At 53.3% G+C, this 15,515-nt stretch carries 13 protein-coding genes; 4 read left to right on the top strand and 9 right to left on the bottom strand.

All coding sequences use genetic code 11. From position 1 onward, the window contains the following. Positions 1 to 43 precede the first annotated feature (43 nt). The 7 genes from G491_RS0103920 to mnmG all read right to left on the bottom strand — a co-directional run bounded on the left by G491_RS0103920 (position 44) and on the right by mnmG (position 8,755). On the bottom strand, positions 44 to 1,252 hold the full coding sequence (locus tag G491_RS0103920; RefSeq protein WP_028313653.1) for a thiolase family protein: 1,209 nt from the start codon (positions 1,250 to 1,252) through the stop codon (positions 44 to 46). 13 nt (positions 1,253 to 1,265) lie between these two features. Next, positions 1,266 to 1,652: a thioredoxin family protein gene (locus tag G491_RS0103915; protein ID WP_015947401.1), complete on the bottom strand. Its 387-nt coding sequence runs from the start codon at positions 1,650 to 1,652 to the stop codon at positions 1,266 to 1,268. A 190-nt stretch (positions 1,653 to 1,842) separates the two neighbouring features. Beyond that, on the bottom strand, positions 1,843 to 3,609 hold the full coding sequence (locus G491_RS0103910; RefSeq protein WP_028313652.1) for a sigma-54-dependent Fis family transcriptional regulator: 1,767 nt from the start codon (positions 3,607 to 3,609) through the stop codon (positions 1,843 to 1,845). Between the two features lie 7 nt (positions 3,610 to 3,616). Continuing rightward, a complete protein-coding gene (locus G491_RS0103905; RefSeq protein ID WP_028313651.1) occupies positions 3,617 to 4,054 on the bottom strand; it encodes a very short patch repair endonuclease in 438 nt (145 codons plus the stop codon). Positions 4,055 to 4,064: 10 nt separating this feature from the next. Further along, positions 4,065 to 5,195: a protein NO VEIN domain-containing protein gene (locus G491_RS0103900; RefSeq protein WP_028313650.1), complete on the bottom strand. Its 1,131-nt coding sequence runs from the start codon at positions 5,193 to 5,195 to the stop codon at positions 4,065 to 4,067. After that, on the bottom strand, positions 5,196 to 6,662 hold the full coding sequence (locus G491_RS29350) for a DNA cytosine methyltransferase (RefSeq protein WP_035217576.1): 1,467 nt from the start codon (positions 6,660 to 6,662) through the stop codon (positions 5,196 to 5,198). It lies immediately after the preceding gene. Between the two features lie 203 nt (positions 6,663 to 6,865). Continuing rightward, on the bottom strand, positions 6,866 to 8,755 hold the full coding sequence (mnmG, locus tag G491_RS0103890) for a tRNA uridine-5-carboxymethylaminomethyl(34) synthesis enzyme MnmG (protein ID WP_028313649.1): 1,890 nt from the start codon (positions 8,753 to 8,755) through the stop codon (positions 6,866 to 6,868). A gap of 341 nt (positions 8,756 to 9,096) precedes the next feature. On the opposite strand from mnmG, the gene mnmL reads away from it, so the two are divergent. Beyond that, positions 9,097 to 10,017, top strand: coding sequence for a tRNA modification radical SAM protein MnmL/YtqA (gene mnmL / locus G491_RS0103885; RefSeq protein WP_028313648.1), 921 nt, complete (start codon positions 9,097 to 9,099; stop codon positions 10,015 to 10,017). Here mnmL and G491_RS0103880 read toward each other — a convergent pair. Further along, positions 10,002 to 11,648, bottom strand: coding sequence for an NAD+ synthase (locus G491_RS0103880; protein ID WP_028313647.1), 1,647 nt, complete (start codon positions 11,646 to 11,648; stop codon positions 10,002 to 10,004). The genes mnmL and G491_RS0103880 overlap by 16 nt on opposite strands. A 154-nt stretch (positions 11,649 to 11,802) precedes the next feature. On the opposite strand from G491_RS0103880, the gene G491_RS0103875 reads away from it, so the two are divergent. Continuing rightward, on the top strand, positions 11,803 to 13,284 hold the full coding sequence (locus tag G491_RS0103875) for a hypothetical protein (RefSeq protein ID WP_028313646.1): 1,482 nt from the start codon (positions 11,803 to 11,805) through the stop codon (positions 13,282 to 13,284). A 19-nt stretch (positions 13,285 to 13,303) separates the two neighbouring features. Here G491_RS0103875 and G491_RS0103870 read toward each other — a convergent pair whose 3' ends face one another. Further along, positions 13,304 to 13,696, bottom strand: coding sequence for a PilZ domain-containing protein (locus tag G491_RS0103870; protein WP_028313645.1), 393 nt, complete (start codon positions 13,694 to 13,696; stop codon positions 13,304 to 13,306). Between the two features lie 318 nt (positions 13,697 to 14,014). Between G491_RS0103870 and G491_RS0103865 the strand changes: the two genes are divergently transcribed. Together G491_RS0103865 and G491_RS29345 are read left to right on the top strand one after the other, a co-directional pair. Further along, positions 14,015 to 14,647 (top strand): TetR/AcrR family transcriptional regulator, encoded by a 633-nt coding sequence (locus tag G491_RS0103865; RefSeq protein ID WP_015947394.1) that lies wholly within the window; start codon positions 14,015 to 14,017, stop codon positions 14,645 to 14,647. An 11-nt stretch (positions 14,648 to 14,658) separates the two neighbouring features. Further along, positions 14,659 to 15,477: a formylglycine-generating enzyme family protein gene (locus G491_RS29345; protein ID WP_051327018.1), complete on the top strand. Its 819-nt coding sequence runs from the start codon at positions 14,659 to 14,661 to the stop codon at positions 15,475 to 15,477. The last annotated feature ends 38 nt before the right edge of the window (positions 15,478 to 15,515 follow it).

The raw sequence follows: 15,515 nt of genomic DNA, 5'->3' as shown, positions 1-15,515 counted from the left end.
GCAGGCATGGCGCCTTAAGGCATGGCCGCCTTAAGCTGGTTATTTATTTTTGCAAGTTCTCAATCAGGGTGGCGACGCCCAGACCGCCTCCGCAGCAGGATGAGAAGAAGCCGTAGCGTCCGCCCCTGCGGATGAGTTCGCGCATGCAGAACATGCCGATGCGGGCGCCGGAAGCTCCGTTGGGATGGCCGTAAGCAATAGCGCCGCCCATGGGGTTCCATTTTTCCATGTCGATGGTTTCGCCCATTTGCTTTTCCACTTCCTTGATGACGGCCAGGTTCTGGACGGCGAATGCTTCGTTGCATTCCATGACGTCCATATCGGAGATTTTGAGGCCGGTGCGTTTCAGCATATTGACGACTGCGTAGGCCGGCCCGATGCCCATGATTCTGGGATCCACGCCGTAGTCGGCGCCGGCGACCCAGCGAGCCATGGGGGTGTATCCCAACTCTTCGGCCTTTTCAGCGGACATCATGAGCACGAAGGCGGCGCCGTCGTTGCGGCCGGAAGCGTTGCCGGCCGTGACCGTACCATCCTTGGCAAAGGCGGGGCGCAGTTTGGCCAGGCCTTCCAGGGTGGTGTCAAAACGGGGATGCTCGTCCTTTTCAAAAGCGAATTCCGGGGTCTTGCGCGTGGCCGGAATTGTGACGGGCACGATTTCGCCTTCGAAGTAGCCTTTTTCCCAAGCCATCTTGGAACGCATCTGGCTGTTGTAAGCGAATTCGTCCGAGGCTTCCCTGGAAACGTCGTACATTTTCTGCAGGTTCTCAGCGGTGATGCCCATGCCGATGCACTCTTCCTCCACCGGAGAAAGCATCTGGGGGAGCGGCATGGGCGGAATCAGGCGGTAAGGCTGCTGGGACATGGAGAATTTGGCCGGAATCTGGCTGTAGGCTTCGGAGCCGCCGGCGATGATGATGTCAGCCTGGTTGCACTTGATTTTCCATGCAGAGTGGTTGATGCTGTCAATAGCAGAGCCGCACTGCATTTCCACGTAAGATGCGGAGGTTTCGTAGCCCAGTCCGGCGTAAAGGGCGGACCACCGTGCGGGGTTCATTGCCTTGGAGTCGTGGGCGGCGCAACCCATCATGACCGTGTCAACATGGGCCTTTTCCTTGATCTTGGTTTTGTCCACAAGGCCTTTGATGCAAATGCCGGCCAACTCGGCGGCGGTAAAATCACGAATGGTTCCGCCCATGCGTCCAAAAGCGGTGCGAACAGCGTCCACAAATACGACTTCTCTTTCAGCCATTTTAAATCTCCCTTCAGGTAATCCGGTTTATTGTTTCAAGGTTCCTAGTGATGAATTCCATAAGCGATTCCCGGCTCATGCAGCCGAGTATCCTGTCCATTTCCTTACCGTTATTGAAAAACAAAAAGGTTGGCGTGCCTTTCACGTTGAACTTCTCGCAAAAACAGCTCATGAGTTCTTTTGAAATCACAAATACGCCCAGCGCATCTTCAAACTGTTTAACCGCCTGCTCCACAAGCGCCATCTGCTCGTGATAAATTTCGTTCTTGAGCATGCAGGCCATGAGGAGAGGGCGGCTCTCATCCAGTATGACCGCCTTCAACTCGTCCGGATTATGGATCGTAATCGGCCCTTGTCCGGACTGGTTGGAACTGCGTGTTTTATCGAAAGAATTGTTCAAGACCCGCTCCTGTTCTCCGGTCGTGTAATATCAAACAGCGTGCCAAGTCGGATTTTTGGAGCGGATAATGGGTGTATAGACAGGGATACTAGGGATTTACACAGTTGTGAAGAAAGAGGGCGCGACTAGAAAAAACGGGGCGAAAAGCGGGACATGTCACATAGGTGTGGCGGGTCAAAAGTGTGACATGTCACATGTTTTCCGCCGGAGACTGGATCCCGTACTTCTCGATCTTCCGATAAATGGTCTTTCGACTCACGCCCAACAGCCGGGCCGCCTTGGCCTTGTTCCAGCCGGTTCGCTTGAGGGCGTCGATGATTTCGTTGGGTTCGTCCGCCGCGGGCTGCTTTTTAAGGCGGGGGCCTGCCAGGGAATAGGCCTCGGCGATTTCGCCGGGGATGTGCTCCAGGGAGATCATTTTATCCCGGCAAAGCACGGTCGCCCGTTCGATGCTGTGCTCCAGCTCCCTGACATTGCCGGGCCAGTGGTAGTTCATGAAGGCGTTCATGACCTTGTCGGACACGCCGGGGATGGTTATGTTGAATTTCTTCTCAAACCGGGCTGTGAAATGGTCCGCCAACAGGGGGATGTCCTCCCTGCGCTCTCGCAAGGGGGGGAGTTTGATTTCCATGACGTTCAGGCGGTAGTACAGGTCCTCCCGGAACTCGCCCAGGCGGACTTTTTCCTTCAGGTCCTGGTTGGTGCAGGCGATGACCCGGACGTCCACCTTGATGGGCTGGACGTCGCCCACCCGTTCGAACTCCCGCTCCTGGAGAACGCGCAGGAGCTTCAACTGGATGCGGGGGGAGATGTCGCCGATTTCGTCCAGGAGCAGGGTGCCGGTGTGGGCCGCCTGGAATCGCCCCTGGTAGTCTCGTATGGCGCCGGTGAAAGCGCCTTTTACGTGGCCGAAAAGCTCGCTTTCCAGAAGGTTTTCGGCCAGGGCCGAGCAGTTGACCGAGACGAAGGGCTTGAAGGCCCGGCTGCCCGTATGGTGGAGGGCTTTGGCCACCAGTTCCTTGCCGGTGCCGCTTTCTCCGGTAATGAGCACGGTGGTTTCAAAGTCGGCCAGGTTTTCCAAAAGCTGGTATACGGCCTGCATTTTATGGCTGGCGCCGATGATGTTGTGGAACTGGTTGCGCTCCTGCAACTCCCTTTCCAGGTCCACCAGGCGGGTGATGTCCCGGATGACCAGCACGGCGCCCAAAAATTCGCCGTCCTGGCTTTCCAAAGGGGCGCTGGACAGGCTGACTTTTTGCTGGGGCCGTTGCTTATGGTTGCATTCCACCTGGAATTCCCGGATGGCGGTTTTGCGTTTGAGGGTTTCGGCCAGCACGTCCCGGCAGGCCTGACAGCAGTCTGTTGGGCACAGGGCGAAGGGGTTGTTTTTGACATTCTTTGCTGCGATGCCGCAAAGGGTTGCCGCCGCCTTGTTGGCGTCAATGACCTTGAGGTCCTGGTCCACGGTGACGATGGCGTCCTTGACGCTGCGGAAAATGGCCTCCAGCCGGGTTTTATGTTTGGCCAGCTCCATTTCGGCCTTGCGGCGGTCCGTCACGTCGCGCATGATGCATCGGTAGCCGTCGGGCTCGCCCTCCTTGTTTCGGCGGAGGGTGATGGAAATTTCCACAACGCTTTTGGAGCCGTCCTTGCGGGTGATTTCGTAATTAAAGGCTTTTTTGGGCTGGCCGGTGAGATACACCTCATTGAAGACGCGAAAGACCTGCTGGGCGTTTTCTTTATCCAGATAGGTTTTGTATCCCATGCCCTTCATTTCGCGGGCGGGATACCCTACAATCCGGCAAAGGGCGGGATTGAAATACTGGGTGAATCCGGCGAGATCGCACTCCACGTAGCCGTCTTCAATCTCCAGGAACACGGTCAAAAGAGCGTCCCGCTCCTGGGTGACTTTTTCCAGCAGTTCCAACGGATCTTGCGGTTCTTTTTCCTTGGCCATGGTTTGACTACCCGTTATCCGGCTCTTTGGCTTTTTTTAGATACTCTTCAACTTTAAAAGTAACTGCTTGAAGGTCTTCCTTGATTTCATGCTCCCAGACTCGCAAAACTGTCCAGCCTTTGGATTCCAGTTCCTGAGTGATTTTTTTATCCCGAACAACATTTTTTTCCAATTTGGTTTTCCAGAAATCCCTGTTGGATTGAGGCAATTGGCCATGAATCGGGCATAAATGCCAAAAGCATCCGTCAACAAAAACGATTAGTTTGGCAGACACAAAAACAATGTCTGGCTTGCCTGGAAGGTTATAATGAATGCGATACCTCAAACCTTTGGCCCATAAGGCTTTTCTTAAGCTGGTCTCAGGCTTGGTGTTTTTGCCTTTGATTCTGGACATGCACCTGGACCGCTGTGTCCTGGTCAGCACATCCGTTCTTTTCTTGTTCATTTATTAGGATTTATTCCTCGTCCTGCTCAACCGGATAGGAAAGCTCAAACTCCTTTCCGAATGTCAAGGCGCCAGTCTGAATGGACACCGAGTCAGGGCGAATTCCGGCAGGCAATTTCTTAAATGTCTCTATGACTGACACTGCAAGTTCTCTATTTTCCTGGCAGATTCTCATTTTGGCGCCTTTTTCGGAAACATTGTACAATCGATAGATATCATACCGTCTCGAAGCGCTGGCCATTTCAACAAGTTCGTTCATTGATACATGAATAATCCTGTTGAATTCACCCGTTGTTGACTTGGCGTCCAGGATCACCCCCGTTCCATCATTGTTGACCAACTCAAAATCGTAGGGTGCAACAGCATTTTTTTCCGAAACCCATTCAAACGACCTGAGTTCGCCAGCTTCAACTCGTTTCTCCAGGAAAGCATTCAGGATTTCCTCCCCTAAATGGCCTATATTTTCAGCCTCTTTCCTACGTCTTCTGAGTGTGCTTTGTGTAATCGGTCTGGTGGCATGCCGTTTGAACAGATTGGCCCTGCCGCCTGAGCCTCCCAAGACTGCATCCTCAAGATCGGAATCCAGAAGAAAGTCATAGACAGGGTGCTCCGGCGCAGGCCCTGCCTTGTCCACAATGGTTTCCAGATCAACATAAGGCAGTTCTGTCATGCTTTTTCTGCCCATCCACTCCAATATCACCTCATGGAGCACTCTGTCCTGCTCTTCATCAACTGCAATCATAAGAGTTTTGGCCCTTGTGGGCACAGGTGATCCTTCAAACTCAAAAAGGGCGTAGTCACCCTCTTTGAGAACGTTGAACCTTTCAGGCTCTTCATCCGGATTAGGAATATACTCCCCGTTAAGCCGCCAGTTTTTATATGATCCGGGCTGTTTGATGATTTTTCTCTGAACATTATAGGGAAGAGAGACACCCGGCCCTAAAAGGTATAGATCCAAAGGGACACGGTTATCGTGTTCCAGCGCCCACTCCGGAAGTTCCGGATACAGAATGTCAATGAATACATTCCGGTTTAGGTTGATTGCCTTTTGCTTTCCGCCCTTTTCCTGGTTAACGAATTGCCAATAGAAAATTGTCAGATCTGAGTTGGTCAGGCGCTTGATCGCCAGTCGTCTTTTCATTTATTCCCCCCTCAAGGCCTTTTTTATTTCAGCAGCCAGGGCGGCTGCCATCAGGGGAGGAACGGCGTTTCCAATCTGTTTGAATCCTGGATTCATGGTCCCACAAAAAATAAATCCATCAGGAAAAGACTGAAGTCGTGCTGCCTCCCTTACTGAAATTGTCCTAGCCTGCTCGCTGTCATAGTGAATATGTGAATAGCTATCCTTGCCAAGATGGGCCATCAAGGTTCTTGCCGGTAAATGGCGCTCCATTTTTCGCCATTTATTGGGAAACTTTCCTGGATCATAAGGGGGGACTATAGAGGCTTTCAATGTCTCGTAGTCCTGGCTGTCTTTTTCAATCCTTTTTCCATTTTGTTCCAGTTCATCCAGTTTCTCCCGCAGCATGTCCAGGGCGTGCTGGTATGCCTGTGGGTATTGGTCTCCGCTGTTCATGCGTTTAAACAGTTTGTAATCTCTGGGAAGGTATCGAATAACGTGATCATAAATACCTTTGTCATTCTCAAAACCGGGCCATGTTCTCATAAGGGTCTGATATTCATTCAGGGATGTGTCGTTGGTATACTCGATCAGTTCATTAAACCTTCTCGCGCCGCGTTTAAGTTTTCCTTCCAGATGCAAGGTGATTTTCGGGAGGTCACCCAATGCATCCTCCGCGCTGACAGCCCTGGCCAAGGACTCCCGGTTGCTCTCAGGCGCGGGGACATAAAAAGACGGCTTTTCAAACAGACCCCAGTTAATATTTTTCAGGGCAACCTGGCGTGAACCGTAATAGCCTTGGGGCAGATCAACCCAATGAGTGGGGCTTGGGAAAGTTACCTTCTCTCCCAATTCATTTCGGTAGGCTATAAGGAACATTCTTTCTCGCATTTGAGGGACGCCATAAAAAACTGAATTTAAAAGTGTATAGCTACATGTGAATCCTTCATCAACCAGGAATTCGCAGACTTCCTCGGCAATGTTATGCCCCCCATGATTCAGAACGTCAGGAACGTTTTCCATCAGAATGGCTACTGGCTTCAAGGTTTTTACATAGGCAAGATAGCGCAGGTATAGATTGTGTCTTGGGTCTTTAAGAAAGGCTTCTGGATGGGCTGCCACCTCCCTCAGCTTGGCTCTTCCCACGCGGGCAAATGCTTGGCAGGGAGGCCCCCCAACAATCACATCAAAAACCTGTTCCGGAAGCATGGGGAGGGCAAGTTGTCTGACAAGGTCCTCAGGATCTATTGCGGTGATATCAAGCGCACGGGCGTGAGTATTTTTTGTTGCGGAAGATGAATCCTGAAAAAAATTAAGTGCATGCGTTTCGGCTGCAATAGGGTCTATTTCCACGGCGCCATCTATGGAGAATCCATTTCTGTGAAATCCCAGGGAGATCCCGCCGCATCCGGCAAACAGATCAAGTAGTCGAGGCGTCCTGCCTCTCCTTAAAGCCTCCAGTTTGTCTGTGATAATTTTGCTGTCCATTTAATCCTGCACTCCAATATATTAAACATATCGGCCTGGAGGCTTCAAGGAAATGCTAATAACCCGTTATGATTTGATATTTGATATTTTTTCTGAACCGATGAAAAAATACCATAATCTGCGGTTGGCCTCAAGGATAAGATGTTGTTTCTCATTACTATCTGAATTAAAACATGAAATTGGTAAGTTGAGACAACGGACATTTATTGGGTTGAAGAATTTTCCACCTCCGTGTTTTTCGATTGATGCAAATGAATCATGACGGCTGATAGCGCCGCCGGAGTGATGCCCTCCATGCGGGAGGCCTGCCCCAAGGACACGGGCTTGAGCGCGCCCAGCTTGGCTTTCAGCTCGTTGGACAGGCCGTGAACCGCCTCGAAGTCAAAGCCTTCGGGGATGCGCACCCTTTCCATTTCGCGGAATTTTTCAATCTCGCGCAATTGCTTGGCAATGTATCCTTCGTACTTGATCGCTATTTCCACCTGGCGGGACACCCTGGGATTGATCGGCTCCGGGGAGGGCGCCAGCTTTTCCACGGCGTCGTAGCCCAGCTGCACCCGTTTCATCAGCCTGTCCAGGGGTGCGGCCTCCTTCAAGGGCGCTGTTCCCTTATCCTCCAGGTATTGATTCACTTCCGGCAAAGGCTTGATTATTGTGCTGCGCACCCGATCCAACTCCGCCTGGATCTGCTTTTTCCGCTCAATCAAGTCCTTAAAGGCGTCGTCATCTATCAGGCCCAGGCCGTGGCCGTATTCCATCAGGCGCAGGTCCGGGTTGTCCTCCCTCAGCATAAGCCGGTATTCGGCCCGGGAGGTGAACATGCGGTACGGTTCGGAGGTTCCGCGGGTGACAAGGTCGTCCACCATGACGGCCATGTAGGCCTCGGACCGGTCAGGCAAAAAGGGCGGCCTGCCCTGTATTTTGCACGCGGCGTTGATTCCGGCCCACATGCCCTGGGCGCCGGCCTCTTCGTAGCCGGATGTGCCGTTGATCTGCCCGGCGGCGTAAAGGCCTTTCACCAGCTTGGTTTCCAGGGTGGGCTTCAAGCCCGTGGGATTGAGAAAATCGTATTCGATGGCGTAGGCCGGCCGCATGATTTCCACCTGCTCCATGCCCGGAATGGAGCGGTAGAGCTTGATCTGCACTTCCAAGGGCATGCTGTTGCCCAGGCCGGAAACGTATATTTCCCGGGTGTGTACGCCCTCGTGCTCCAAAATGATCTGGTGGCTTTCCCGCTCCGGAAATTTGACGATTTTATCCTCAAAGGACGGGCAATACCTGGCCGAAACCCCTTTTACGATTCCCCCGTACAGCGCGGAACAGCTCAGGTTGTCCCGGATGATCCGGTGAGTCCTTTCGTTGGTGCGGCCCATAAAGCTGGACATGGGCGTTAAGAGGCTGGCTTTCGAAAACAAGGAAAAAGGCCTGGGGTTCTCCTCGCCTGTCTGTTCTTCAAAGCACGAAAAGTCGATGCTGTCCTTGGCCACTCGGGCGGGAGTGCCGGTCTTCATGCGGCCCATGGCGAATCCCAACTCCATTAGATGGGAGGCCAGGCTGTACGAGGCGAATTCTCCGGCCCGGCCGGCTTTCATGGACTTGTGGCCTATATGGATGACGCCGGACAGGAAAGTGCCGGTGGCCAGGATGACGGCCTCGGCCTGATATTCGTATCCAAAATGATCCACCACGCCGGCGACCCGGTCTCCGTCCAATACCAAGCGGTTGATTTTCGCCTGTTTAAGGTCCAGGTTGGGCTGATCCTCCACGCACTGCTTCATCATCTGATGATACATGTGCTTGTCGTTTTGGGTGCGCGTGCTTTGGACGGCCGGGCCTTTTCGGGTGTTCAGGGTGCGGTAGCTGATGGCGGTCCGGTCCGTCACCCGGGCCATGGCCCCGCCCAGGGCGTCCACTTCCTTGACCAGTTGGCCCTTGCCCGTGCCGCCTATGGACGGGCTGCACGGCATGCCCGCCACCGAATCCAGATGGATGGTGGTCAGGAGCGTCTTGCATCCCATGCGGGCGGCCGCCAGGGCCGCCTCGCATCCTGCGTGGCCCGCTCCGATTACTATGATGTCATACCGTTTACACATGTTGTTTGACCGTGTATAAGTCTCAAAGCGCAGTGAATAAATATTTGACTTATTTAAAGTGGAAATAAAAATAGAATCCCCATAAATAAGTGCGCTGCTCGGACTATTTAAGTTGAGGAAGCCCGCAAGTCTTCGTCCCTTCCCCCCTGGCGGGGGAAGGACAGGATGGGGGGGCATCAGAACGCTGCAGCGTGTCACCCCCACCCCAGCCCTCCCCCGTCAAGGGGGAGGGGGCAGGCGGCCTCTTTGCCGTTAAATTCGTTTTTGGTTGCAACAAACTCCTGAATCAATGGAGACAATGCCATTGCAAAAGCTCAAAATAATATAACACGAAGACTGCCATGAACGAAAAACCTTATAAAGATCTTGCCGGTTTTCTCCGGTCCAAATACGGTTGCAGAGTCCAGAAGATCACAGTAGACGCCGGACTTTCCTGCCCCAATCGGGACGGAACACTGGGCGTCGGCGGATGCATTTACTGCAACGAGAGGGGATCCGGCACCGGCGCTGCATCCCAAGGGCTTTCCATAACCCAGCAGATTGAACGTGGCAAGGGCACTTATGGAAAACGCTACAAGGCCAAGAAGTTTTTAGCTTATTTCCAGGCCCATACCAACACCTACGCTCCGGTTGAGCGCCTGGAGGCCCTGTACCGCGAGGCTCTTTCCGTGCCGGATGTGGTGGGGCTTTGCATCGGCACCCGGCCTGATTGCGTGGACGATGACGTCCTCGCCCTGCTGGAAAAACTCGCGGCTGACCACATGATCTGGGTGGAGTACGGCCTGCAGTCTTCCTGCGACAAAACCCTCCGCATTATAAATCGGGGGCATGACGCCGCCTGCTTTGCCGAAACCGTAAAAAAGACAGCGGGACGAAACATTCTCACCTGCGCCCACGTGATCCTGGGCCTGCCCGGGGAAACCCGTGAGGACATGCTGGAGACGGCCCGGTTTATAGGCGCCCTGCCCGTGGACGGAGTCAAGATTCACCTGCTTTATGTAATTCGCGGCACAGCCCTGCATAGGATGTACGAACAGGGGCGGTATCAGTGCATGGAACAGGAGGACTATGTGGAAACCGTCTGCCGGTTTATCGAATTGCTTCCGCCGGATATGATCATTCAACGGCTGACAGGCGATCCCAACAAGGACGAACTGGTGGCCCCTCAATGGTCCGTGGAAAAGGGGAAGACGTTTCTCCTTATCCACGAGGCCATGGCCCGGGAGAACTCCCGGCAGGGGCGGTTTTACTCCCCGTCCTGATCCTTGAACCGTTGGGCCACGGGATATCTTCTGCCCTCGCCGAAGGCCTTGGAGGTCAGCTTAAGCCCGGGCGCCGCCTGCCTGCGTTTGTATTCGTTGCGCACCACCCGCCGGACGATATCCCGTACGATTTTTTCCTCATAGCCCATGGCGATGATTTCCTCGGGATCTTTCAAATCCTCTATGTAGGCGTGCAGGATCGGGTCCAAAACCTCGTACGGAGGCAAGTCGTCCTGGTCGGTCTGGTCCGGCCTAAGCTCCGCGGACGGCGCTTTGGTCAGGATGCTTTCCGGGATGATTTCCCGGTCCTTGTTAAAATAACGGGAAACCTCGTAAACCAGCTCCTTGGGCAGGTCGGATATGACGGACAAGCCGCCGTTCATGTCTCCGTACAAAGTGCAATAGCCTACGGCCACTTCGGACTTGTTGCCTGTGGAAAGGACCATGGCGCCGGTTTTATTGGAAAAGGCCATGAGGATGGAGCCTCGGGTGCGGGCCTGGATATTTTGTTCGGTAACGCCAAAATCCTCCTTGTTGCAGAAGCTGAGGCTGCTCAGGAAGGTCTCGAAAATAGGCGTGATGGGGATGATCTCGTAAGGGCAGCCCAGGTTGTCGGCCAGTTCCTTGGTGTCCGTATAATTCTGCTGGGATGTGTATTCCGAGGGCATGAAAATGCTGTATGTGTTTTCCGGCCCCAAGGCTTCGGCGGCAACGGCCAGGGTCAGGGCGGAGTCTATGCCGCCGGACAGGCCCACCACCACCTTGGAAAAACCGCATTTGCGCACATAGTCGCCCACGCCGGTGACCAACGCCTTGGCCAGGGATTCGGCTTCGCTCTCGCAAACCGGGTGAATGTCTCCCTTGCCGGTTTCCGTGTCAAAGGTTACCAGGTCCTCTTCAAACTCTCCGGCCAGGGCCGCCAAATCGCCGCCCGGCGTATGCACCGTACTGGCGCCGTCGAATATCAGATGATCGTTTCCTCCCACCTGATTGACGTACACGCAGGAAAGGCGGTGCTTTTTGGCGAGATGGCTCATGATATTGCCGCGAACGGCCCGTTTTCCGGCATGGAAAGGGGATGCGGCGATATTGATGATCAAGTCCGTTTTTTTGTCAGCCAGGTCTTGAACCGGGTCCCAGTCGTAAAGCTGCTCGGGAAAAAGATCCTTGTCGTTCCAAGCGTCTTCGCAAATGGTCAGGCCGATGTTCATGCCTTTGTACATAAAAGGTTCGGCCTTGCCGCCGGGAGCGAAATACCGGGACTCGTCAAATACGTCATAAGTGGGCAGCAGCCTTTTGTGGACCACTTCCAGGATATTGCCGTCCTCAAAAAGCATGGCGGCGTTGGCGATGGGCTTGCCGGGGGCGCCTCCCACCCGATCCACAAAACCCAGAATAACGCCTATGTCATGGATGTCGTCCAACAGGCTTTGGACGGTGTTCTGACACGCCCGGATAAAACTTTTTCTTTCCAGCAGATCCCTGGGGGGATAGCCGCATACGGACAGTTCCGGAAATATAACAAGGTCGCAGGAGAGATTTTTCGCCTTTTGGGCGAATTCCTGAATTTTACTCCTGGCGCCTTTAAAGTCGCCGACAATGGGATTAATTTGAGCCAATGCTATTTTCATTGAAAAGCCTCCGTTCAAACACGGTATAGATATTTTGCGAGGCATTTTCAAGACCCATGCTGCGGGTTGCGCCGAAAAAGCCTTGACCTTGGTCTGTATACCGCCATAATAACGAAAAATTCCATCCTTAGTATAGCATTTCCATGGAGAGGCCTTGAATAAAAAATCGGGATTTCAAAACATCGCTGCTTTTTGCCTTTCAGCCATCCCCTGGCTGGCTTTTTGGGCGGCGATCACGCAAAACACGGCGGATCCGGACCTTTTCGGTTACCTGTCCTTCGGCCGCCTGTTTTTTGAGTCCCATGGATTTCCCTATGAAGACGTTTTTTCCTATTATCCGGTTAAAAACCCGTGGGTTTACCACGAGTGGCTGACCGGCGTGATTTTTTACAAAATGTATAAAGCATTAGACCCCTGGGCGATTCAGGCTTTGAAGTACGCCCTGGCGTCCGGCTGCCTGGGCTTGGCCTGGATGACCGCCAGGTTGAATAAGGCGGACGGCAAGGTCGTCGCAGCCGCTGCTATGATGAGCGTTTGGGTGCTGACCCAGGGCTGGAGCCCGGTCCGGGCCCAGGCATTCACCTATTTTTTCTTTGCGCTGACTTTATACGCGTTGGAAAGGGTGCGCCTGCACGGCGCGGTGAAAATGCTATGGGCGGCGCCTTTTATATTTTTGATTTGGTGCAATCTCCACGGCGGCTTTCCGGCCGGATTGGGAGTACTGGCCATCTATGCGTGCTGGTTTTGGGCCGGCGGCAAAAAAAGAGAGGCGGCCGCCTGCACAGCGGCGCTCGCCGGATCGGTCTTGGCGACTTTGGTTAATCCTTACGGGATCGATTATTGGATTTACCTCAGCAATTCCCTTTTTATGTCCAGGCCCTTTATCGTGGAATGGTGGCCGCTTCCCAAAACTTTGGCTCATGGATTTTATCTGCCTGCGAGCGTCTTTACGCTGATTCTGTTTTTATACGCCGCTGTTATGCTTCCCAAAATGTTCAAGGATTGCAATCCCGGAGCCGTGCTTTTGCCTGTATTGGCGGCGCTCGCTTTTTTGCATCATCGCCACGGGGTTTTCTTCGCTCTGGGATTCATCGCCCTTGTCCCCGGATATTTGTCCATCAGAAAGCCTAAAAAAATATGGGGATGGGCGGCGTCGGCCCTGGCCGCCTTTTGCCTGGCGGGGAATATGCTGCTGGCCGGATATCAGGGCTTGTATTTATTTTCAGGCTCTCCCTTTGCTTTGAACGCCCCCTCTTACGAGCAAGCCCCGGTGAATGCGCCTTATTGTCCCACGGGCGCTGCGGATTATTTGCTGGCTCGCGGCATGAAGGGCAATGTGCTGACGGACTTCCATTGGGGGGAGTATTTGATGTGGCGGCTGCATCCAAGTTTTCGGATTGCTGTGGACGGACGCTACGAAACCGTGTTCCCGGAGGGAATTGTGAACGAACATTTTTTATGCTTTGAAAATCCTCGGGTGAGAGCCAAGGATTTTTTCGCCTATCTTGAAAAATATCCGACGGACACGATCATCACAACGGCCCAAAGCGCGGCCCATGGCCTGTTGGCGCAAAACAAGGGCTGGCGCCTGATTTATCAGGACCCTGGAAGCGCGCTGTTTGTGCGAAAGAAATAAGGATTTTTTTGCTGATATTCTAGTCCTTGGCCAGGTGGCGGATCAGCACCCGGTAGTCGTCTCCGGCAATGTCTATGAATTTGACTCCTACCCGGTAGCCTCCGGATTCGTCGTCCTTGTCGTTCCGGACGACTTCCACCTTACAGGAAATGGGATTGGAAGCCCTGGATATGGTGACCCCGGTCTGATCGTCGTCTGCTTCGGAATTGGTAATGCGAAAAGCCAAACTTAACTTGGCGCCGACATCATACCGGGAGGGAGAGGAAAAGCTGAGGCCGCTCACGCTGATGTCTTTGCCTTCGGCTTCATGCTCCAGTTTTTCGGAAACCGGAAAGATCTTCCCGTTGATATCCACTGAAATTGTTTTGGAAAAACGGGGAAACTTTCTCCTGTCGCCGTTAAAATCGTTCATTATCAGCTCCGTAGGGAGGCCCGGTGCAGACTTCCTCCCGCTTCAGGTGATTTGCCCTGCATAGCATTTGCAAACAGGATCCATTGAATTGGTATCCCCGTAAATATACTATAAAGGACGCCTTGGATACAAGAGATACCATGGCATATTTTGGTTCATGGGCCAAACTTTCGTTTACAGTCTTGACTTTGCTTGGAAGTCAGTATAATTATAGCTAAAATAAACAAGTCTGCTCCCGGTGTTTTTGAGGGAATTTGCGTCTGAATCGGAAAGCAAACGGGAGAGTAAGCACAGTTCACCCCTTTCCAGGACAAGGCTATGAAGAAACCGAGAACGCAAGAGGAAATCGATCTGGTCAAAAGACAGATTCTGGATGAGGCTCTTGATATCATTACAGAAAGCGGATTCTCGTCGCTGACCATGCGGGCTATCGCTTCCGGCATAGGGATGACTGCCCCCAACATCTACAATTATTTCGTCGGCAAGGACGAAATATACATCACCTTGGTTATCCAGGGCTTTCAAACCATGTACCAGCAATTGCTGGATGCGGCGGCCTCCTATGACGACCTTAAGGAAAAGGGCCGGGCGTTCATTCAGACTTATTTGAAGTTCGGCATGGAAAACGCCAGCCACTACGACATCATGTTCACCCAGCCTACGCCCAAGTACGACGATTACGTGGGCACCCCGTTCCAGGATCTTTCGGAAGTGGAGCTAAAAATCTCCATGGACATTGCGGCGTTGGCCGAAAAGCTCATTAAAGAGGCCGGGGGCGCCGACATGGAGCAGGAAGCAGTGTCCGACAAACTATTGGCTTTCTGGAGCATGCTGCACGGCATGGTCAGCCTGCACAATTCCAATGTGGCCTCCTACGTGGTCAAGGACGTGCGGGCAACCTGCGACAGAATCACGGAAGACATGCTGAACTTGTTTTTTCCCAACCTTTAGGTCCATGCCAGATGAAGCCGGGCTACTTGATAAAATTCGCCGCCTGCCTGCTCACCGTTCTGTTGTTTTGGCTTCCTGCATACGGCATGGGCCCCAAGCCCAAGGTGGATGAAACGCAAACCGGAGCCGGGGAGGACTTCACCGATCCCGCCACGGGCATGGAATTCATTTGGATTCCGGGCGGCCCCTATTTTATGGGCTGCGGGGACTGGGCCGGAGATTGCGACCTGGACGAGGAGCCCGCCCACGAGGTCCAGCTTCAGGGTTTTTGGATATCCAAAACCGAAGTCACCCAGGGGCAATGGAAAAAAATCATGGGCTTTAATCCCTCCCATTTCGACCTGGGGGACGATTATCCCGTGGAAAACGTTTCCTGGACCAATGCCAAGGAGTTCGTCCGCAGGCTTACCGTTGCCAATGACATGAAATATTGGTTCGACGTTCCCTCGGAAGCGCAATGGGAATACGTCTGCCGCAGCGGCGGCCAAGCCGAGCAGTTTGCAGGAACCGCAGACCCTTTGGAGGCGGCCTGGTTTTTGGAAAACAGCCAGGGGACAACCCATCCCGTGGCATCGAAAAAGCCTAACGGGCTGGGGGTTTACGATATGTCCGGCAACGTGTGGGAATGGTGCCGGGATCAATATGACGTAAAAGCGTACGCCAAGCATGAACCCAACGACCCGGTTTTTCGAGGGGAAGAGCCGTATCACGTCATTCGCGGAGGGGCCTTTAATTTTAACGCTTTCAATGTCCGGTGCGGAGTCCGCAACGACAGCGCGCCCGGAGATCCCTACTACGATATTGGATTTCGTTTGGTTCGAACGTATTGATTAGTTGGAGTATTGATTAATTTGCGGCCCCTTTTGGG

It is taken from the genome of Desulfatibacillum aliphaticivorans DSM 15576, from assembly GCF_000429905.1.
Taxonomy (GTDB): Bacteria; Desulfobacterota; Desulfobacteria; order Desulfobacterales; family Desulfatibacillaceae; genus Desulfatibacillum; species Desulfatibacillum aliphaticivorans.
The sequence above is the reverse complement of the archived record's forward strand: the minus strand, read 5'-3'. Positions and strand labels throughout refer to the sequence as shown.

What these genes read in the sequence shown, in the direction of transcription:
- mnmG (WP_028313649.1), bottom strand. Translation starts at nt 8,755, where the DNA reads ATGTGTAAACGGTATGACATCATAGTAATCGGAGCGGGCCACGCAGGA.
- G491_RS29345 (WP_051327018.1), top strand. Translation starts at nt 14,659, where the DNA reads ATGAAGCCGGGCTACTTGATAAAATTCGCCGCCTGCCTGCTCACCGTT.
- G491_RS0103905 (WP_028313651.1), bottom strand. Translation starts at nt 4,054, where the DNA reads ATGAACAAGAAAAGAACGGATGTGCTGACCAGGACACAGCGGTCCAGG.
- G491_RS0103900 (WP_028313650.1), bottom strand. Translation starts at nt 5,195, where the DNA reads ATGAAAAGACGACTGGCGATCAAGCGCCTGACCAACTCAGATCTGACA.
- G491_RS0103910 (WP_028313652.1), bottom strand. Translation starts at nt 3,609, where the DNA reads ATGGCCAAGGAAAAAGAACCGCAAGATCCGTTGGAACTGCTGGAAAAA.
- G491_RS29350 (WP_035217576.1), bottom strand. Translation starts at nt 6,662, where the DNA reads ATGGACAGCAAAATTATCACAGACAAACTGGAGGCTTTAAGGAGAGGC.
- G491_RS0103870 (WP_028313645.1), bottom strand. Translation starts at nt 13,696, where the DNA reads ATGAACGATTTTAACGGCGACAGGAGAAAGTTTCCCCGTTTTTCCAAA.
- G491_RS0103880 (WP_028313647.1), bottom strand. Translation starts at nt 11,648, where the DNA reads ATGAAAATAGCATTGGCTCAAATTAATCCCATTGTCGGCGACTTTAAA.
- G491_RS0103865 (WP_015947394.1), top strand. Translation starts at nt 14,015, where the DNA reads ATGAAGAAACCGAGAACGCAAGAGGAAATCGATCTGGTCAAAAGACAG.
- G491_RS0103920 (WP_028313653.1), bottom strand. Translation starts at nt 1,252, where the DNA reads ATGGCTGAAAGAGAAGTCGTATTTGTGGACGCTGTTCGCACCGCTTTT.
- mnmL (WP_028313648.1), top strand. Translation starts at nt 9,097, where the DNA reads ATGAACGAAAAACCTTATAAAGATCTTGCCGGTTTTCTCCGGTCCAAA.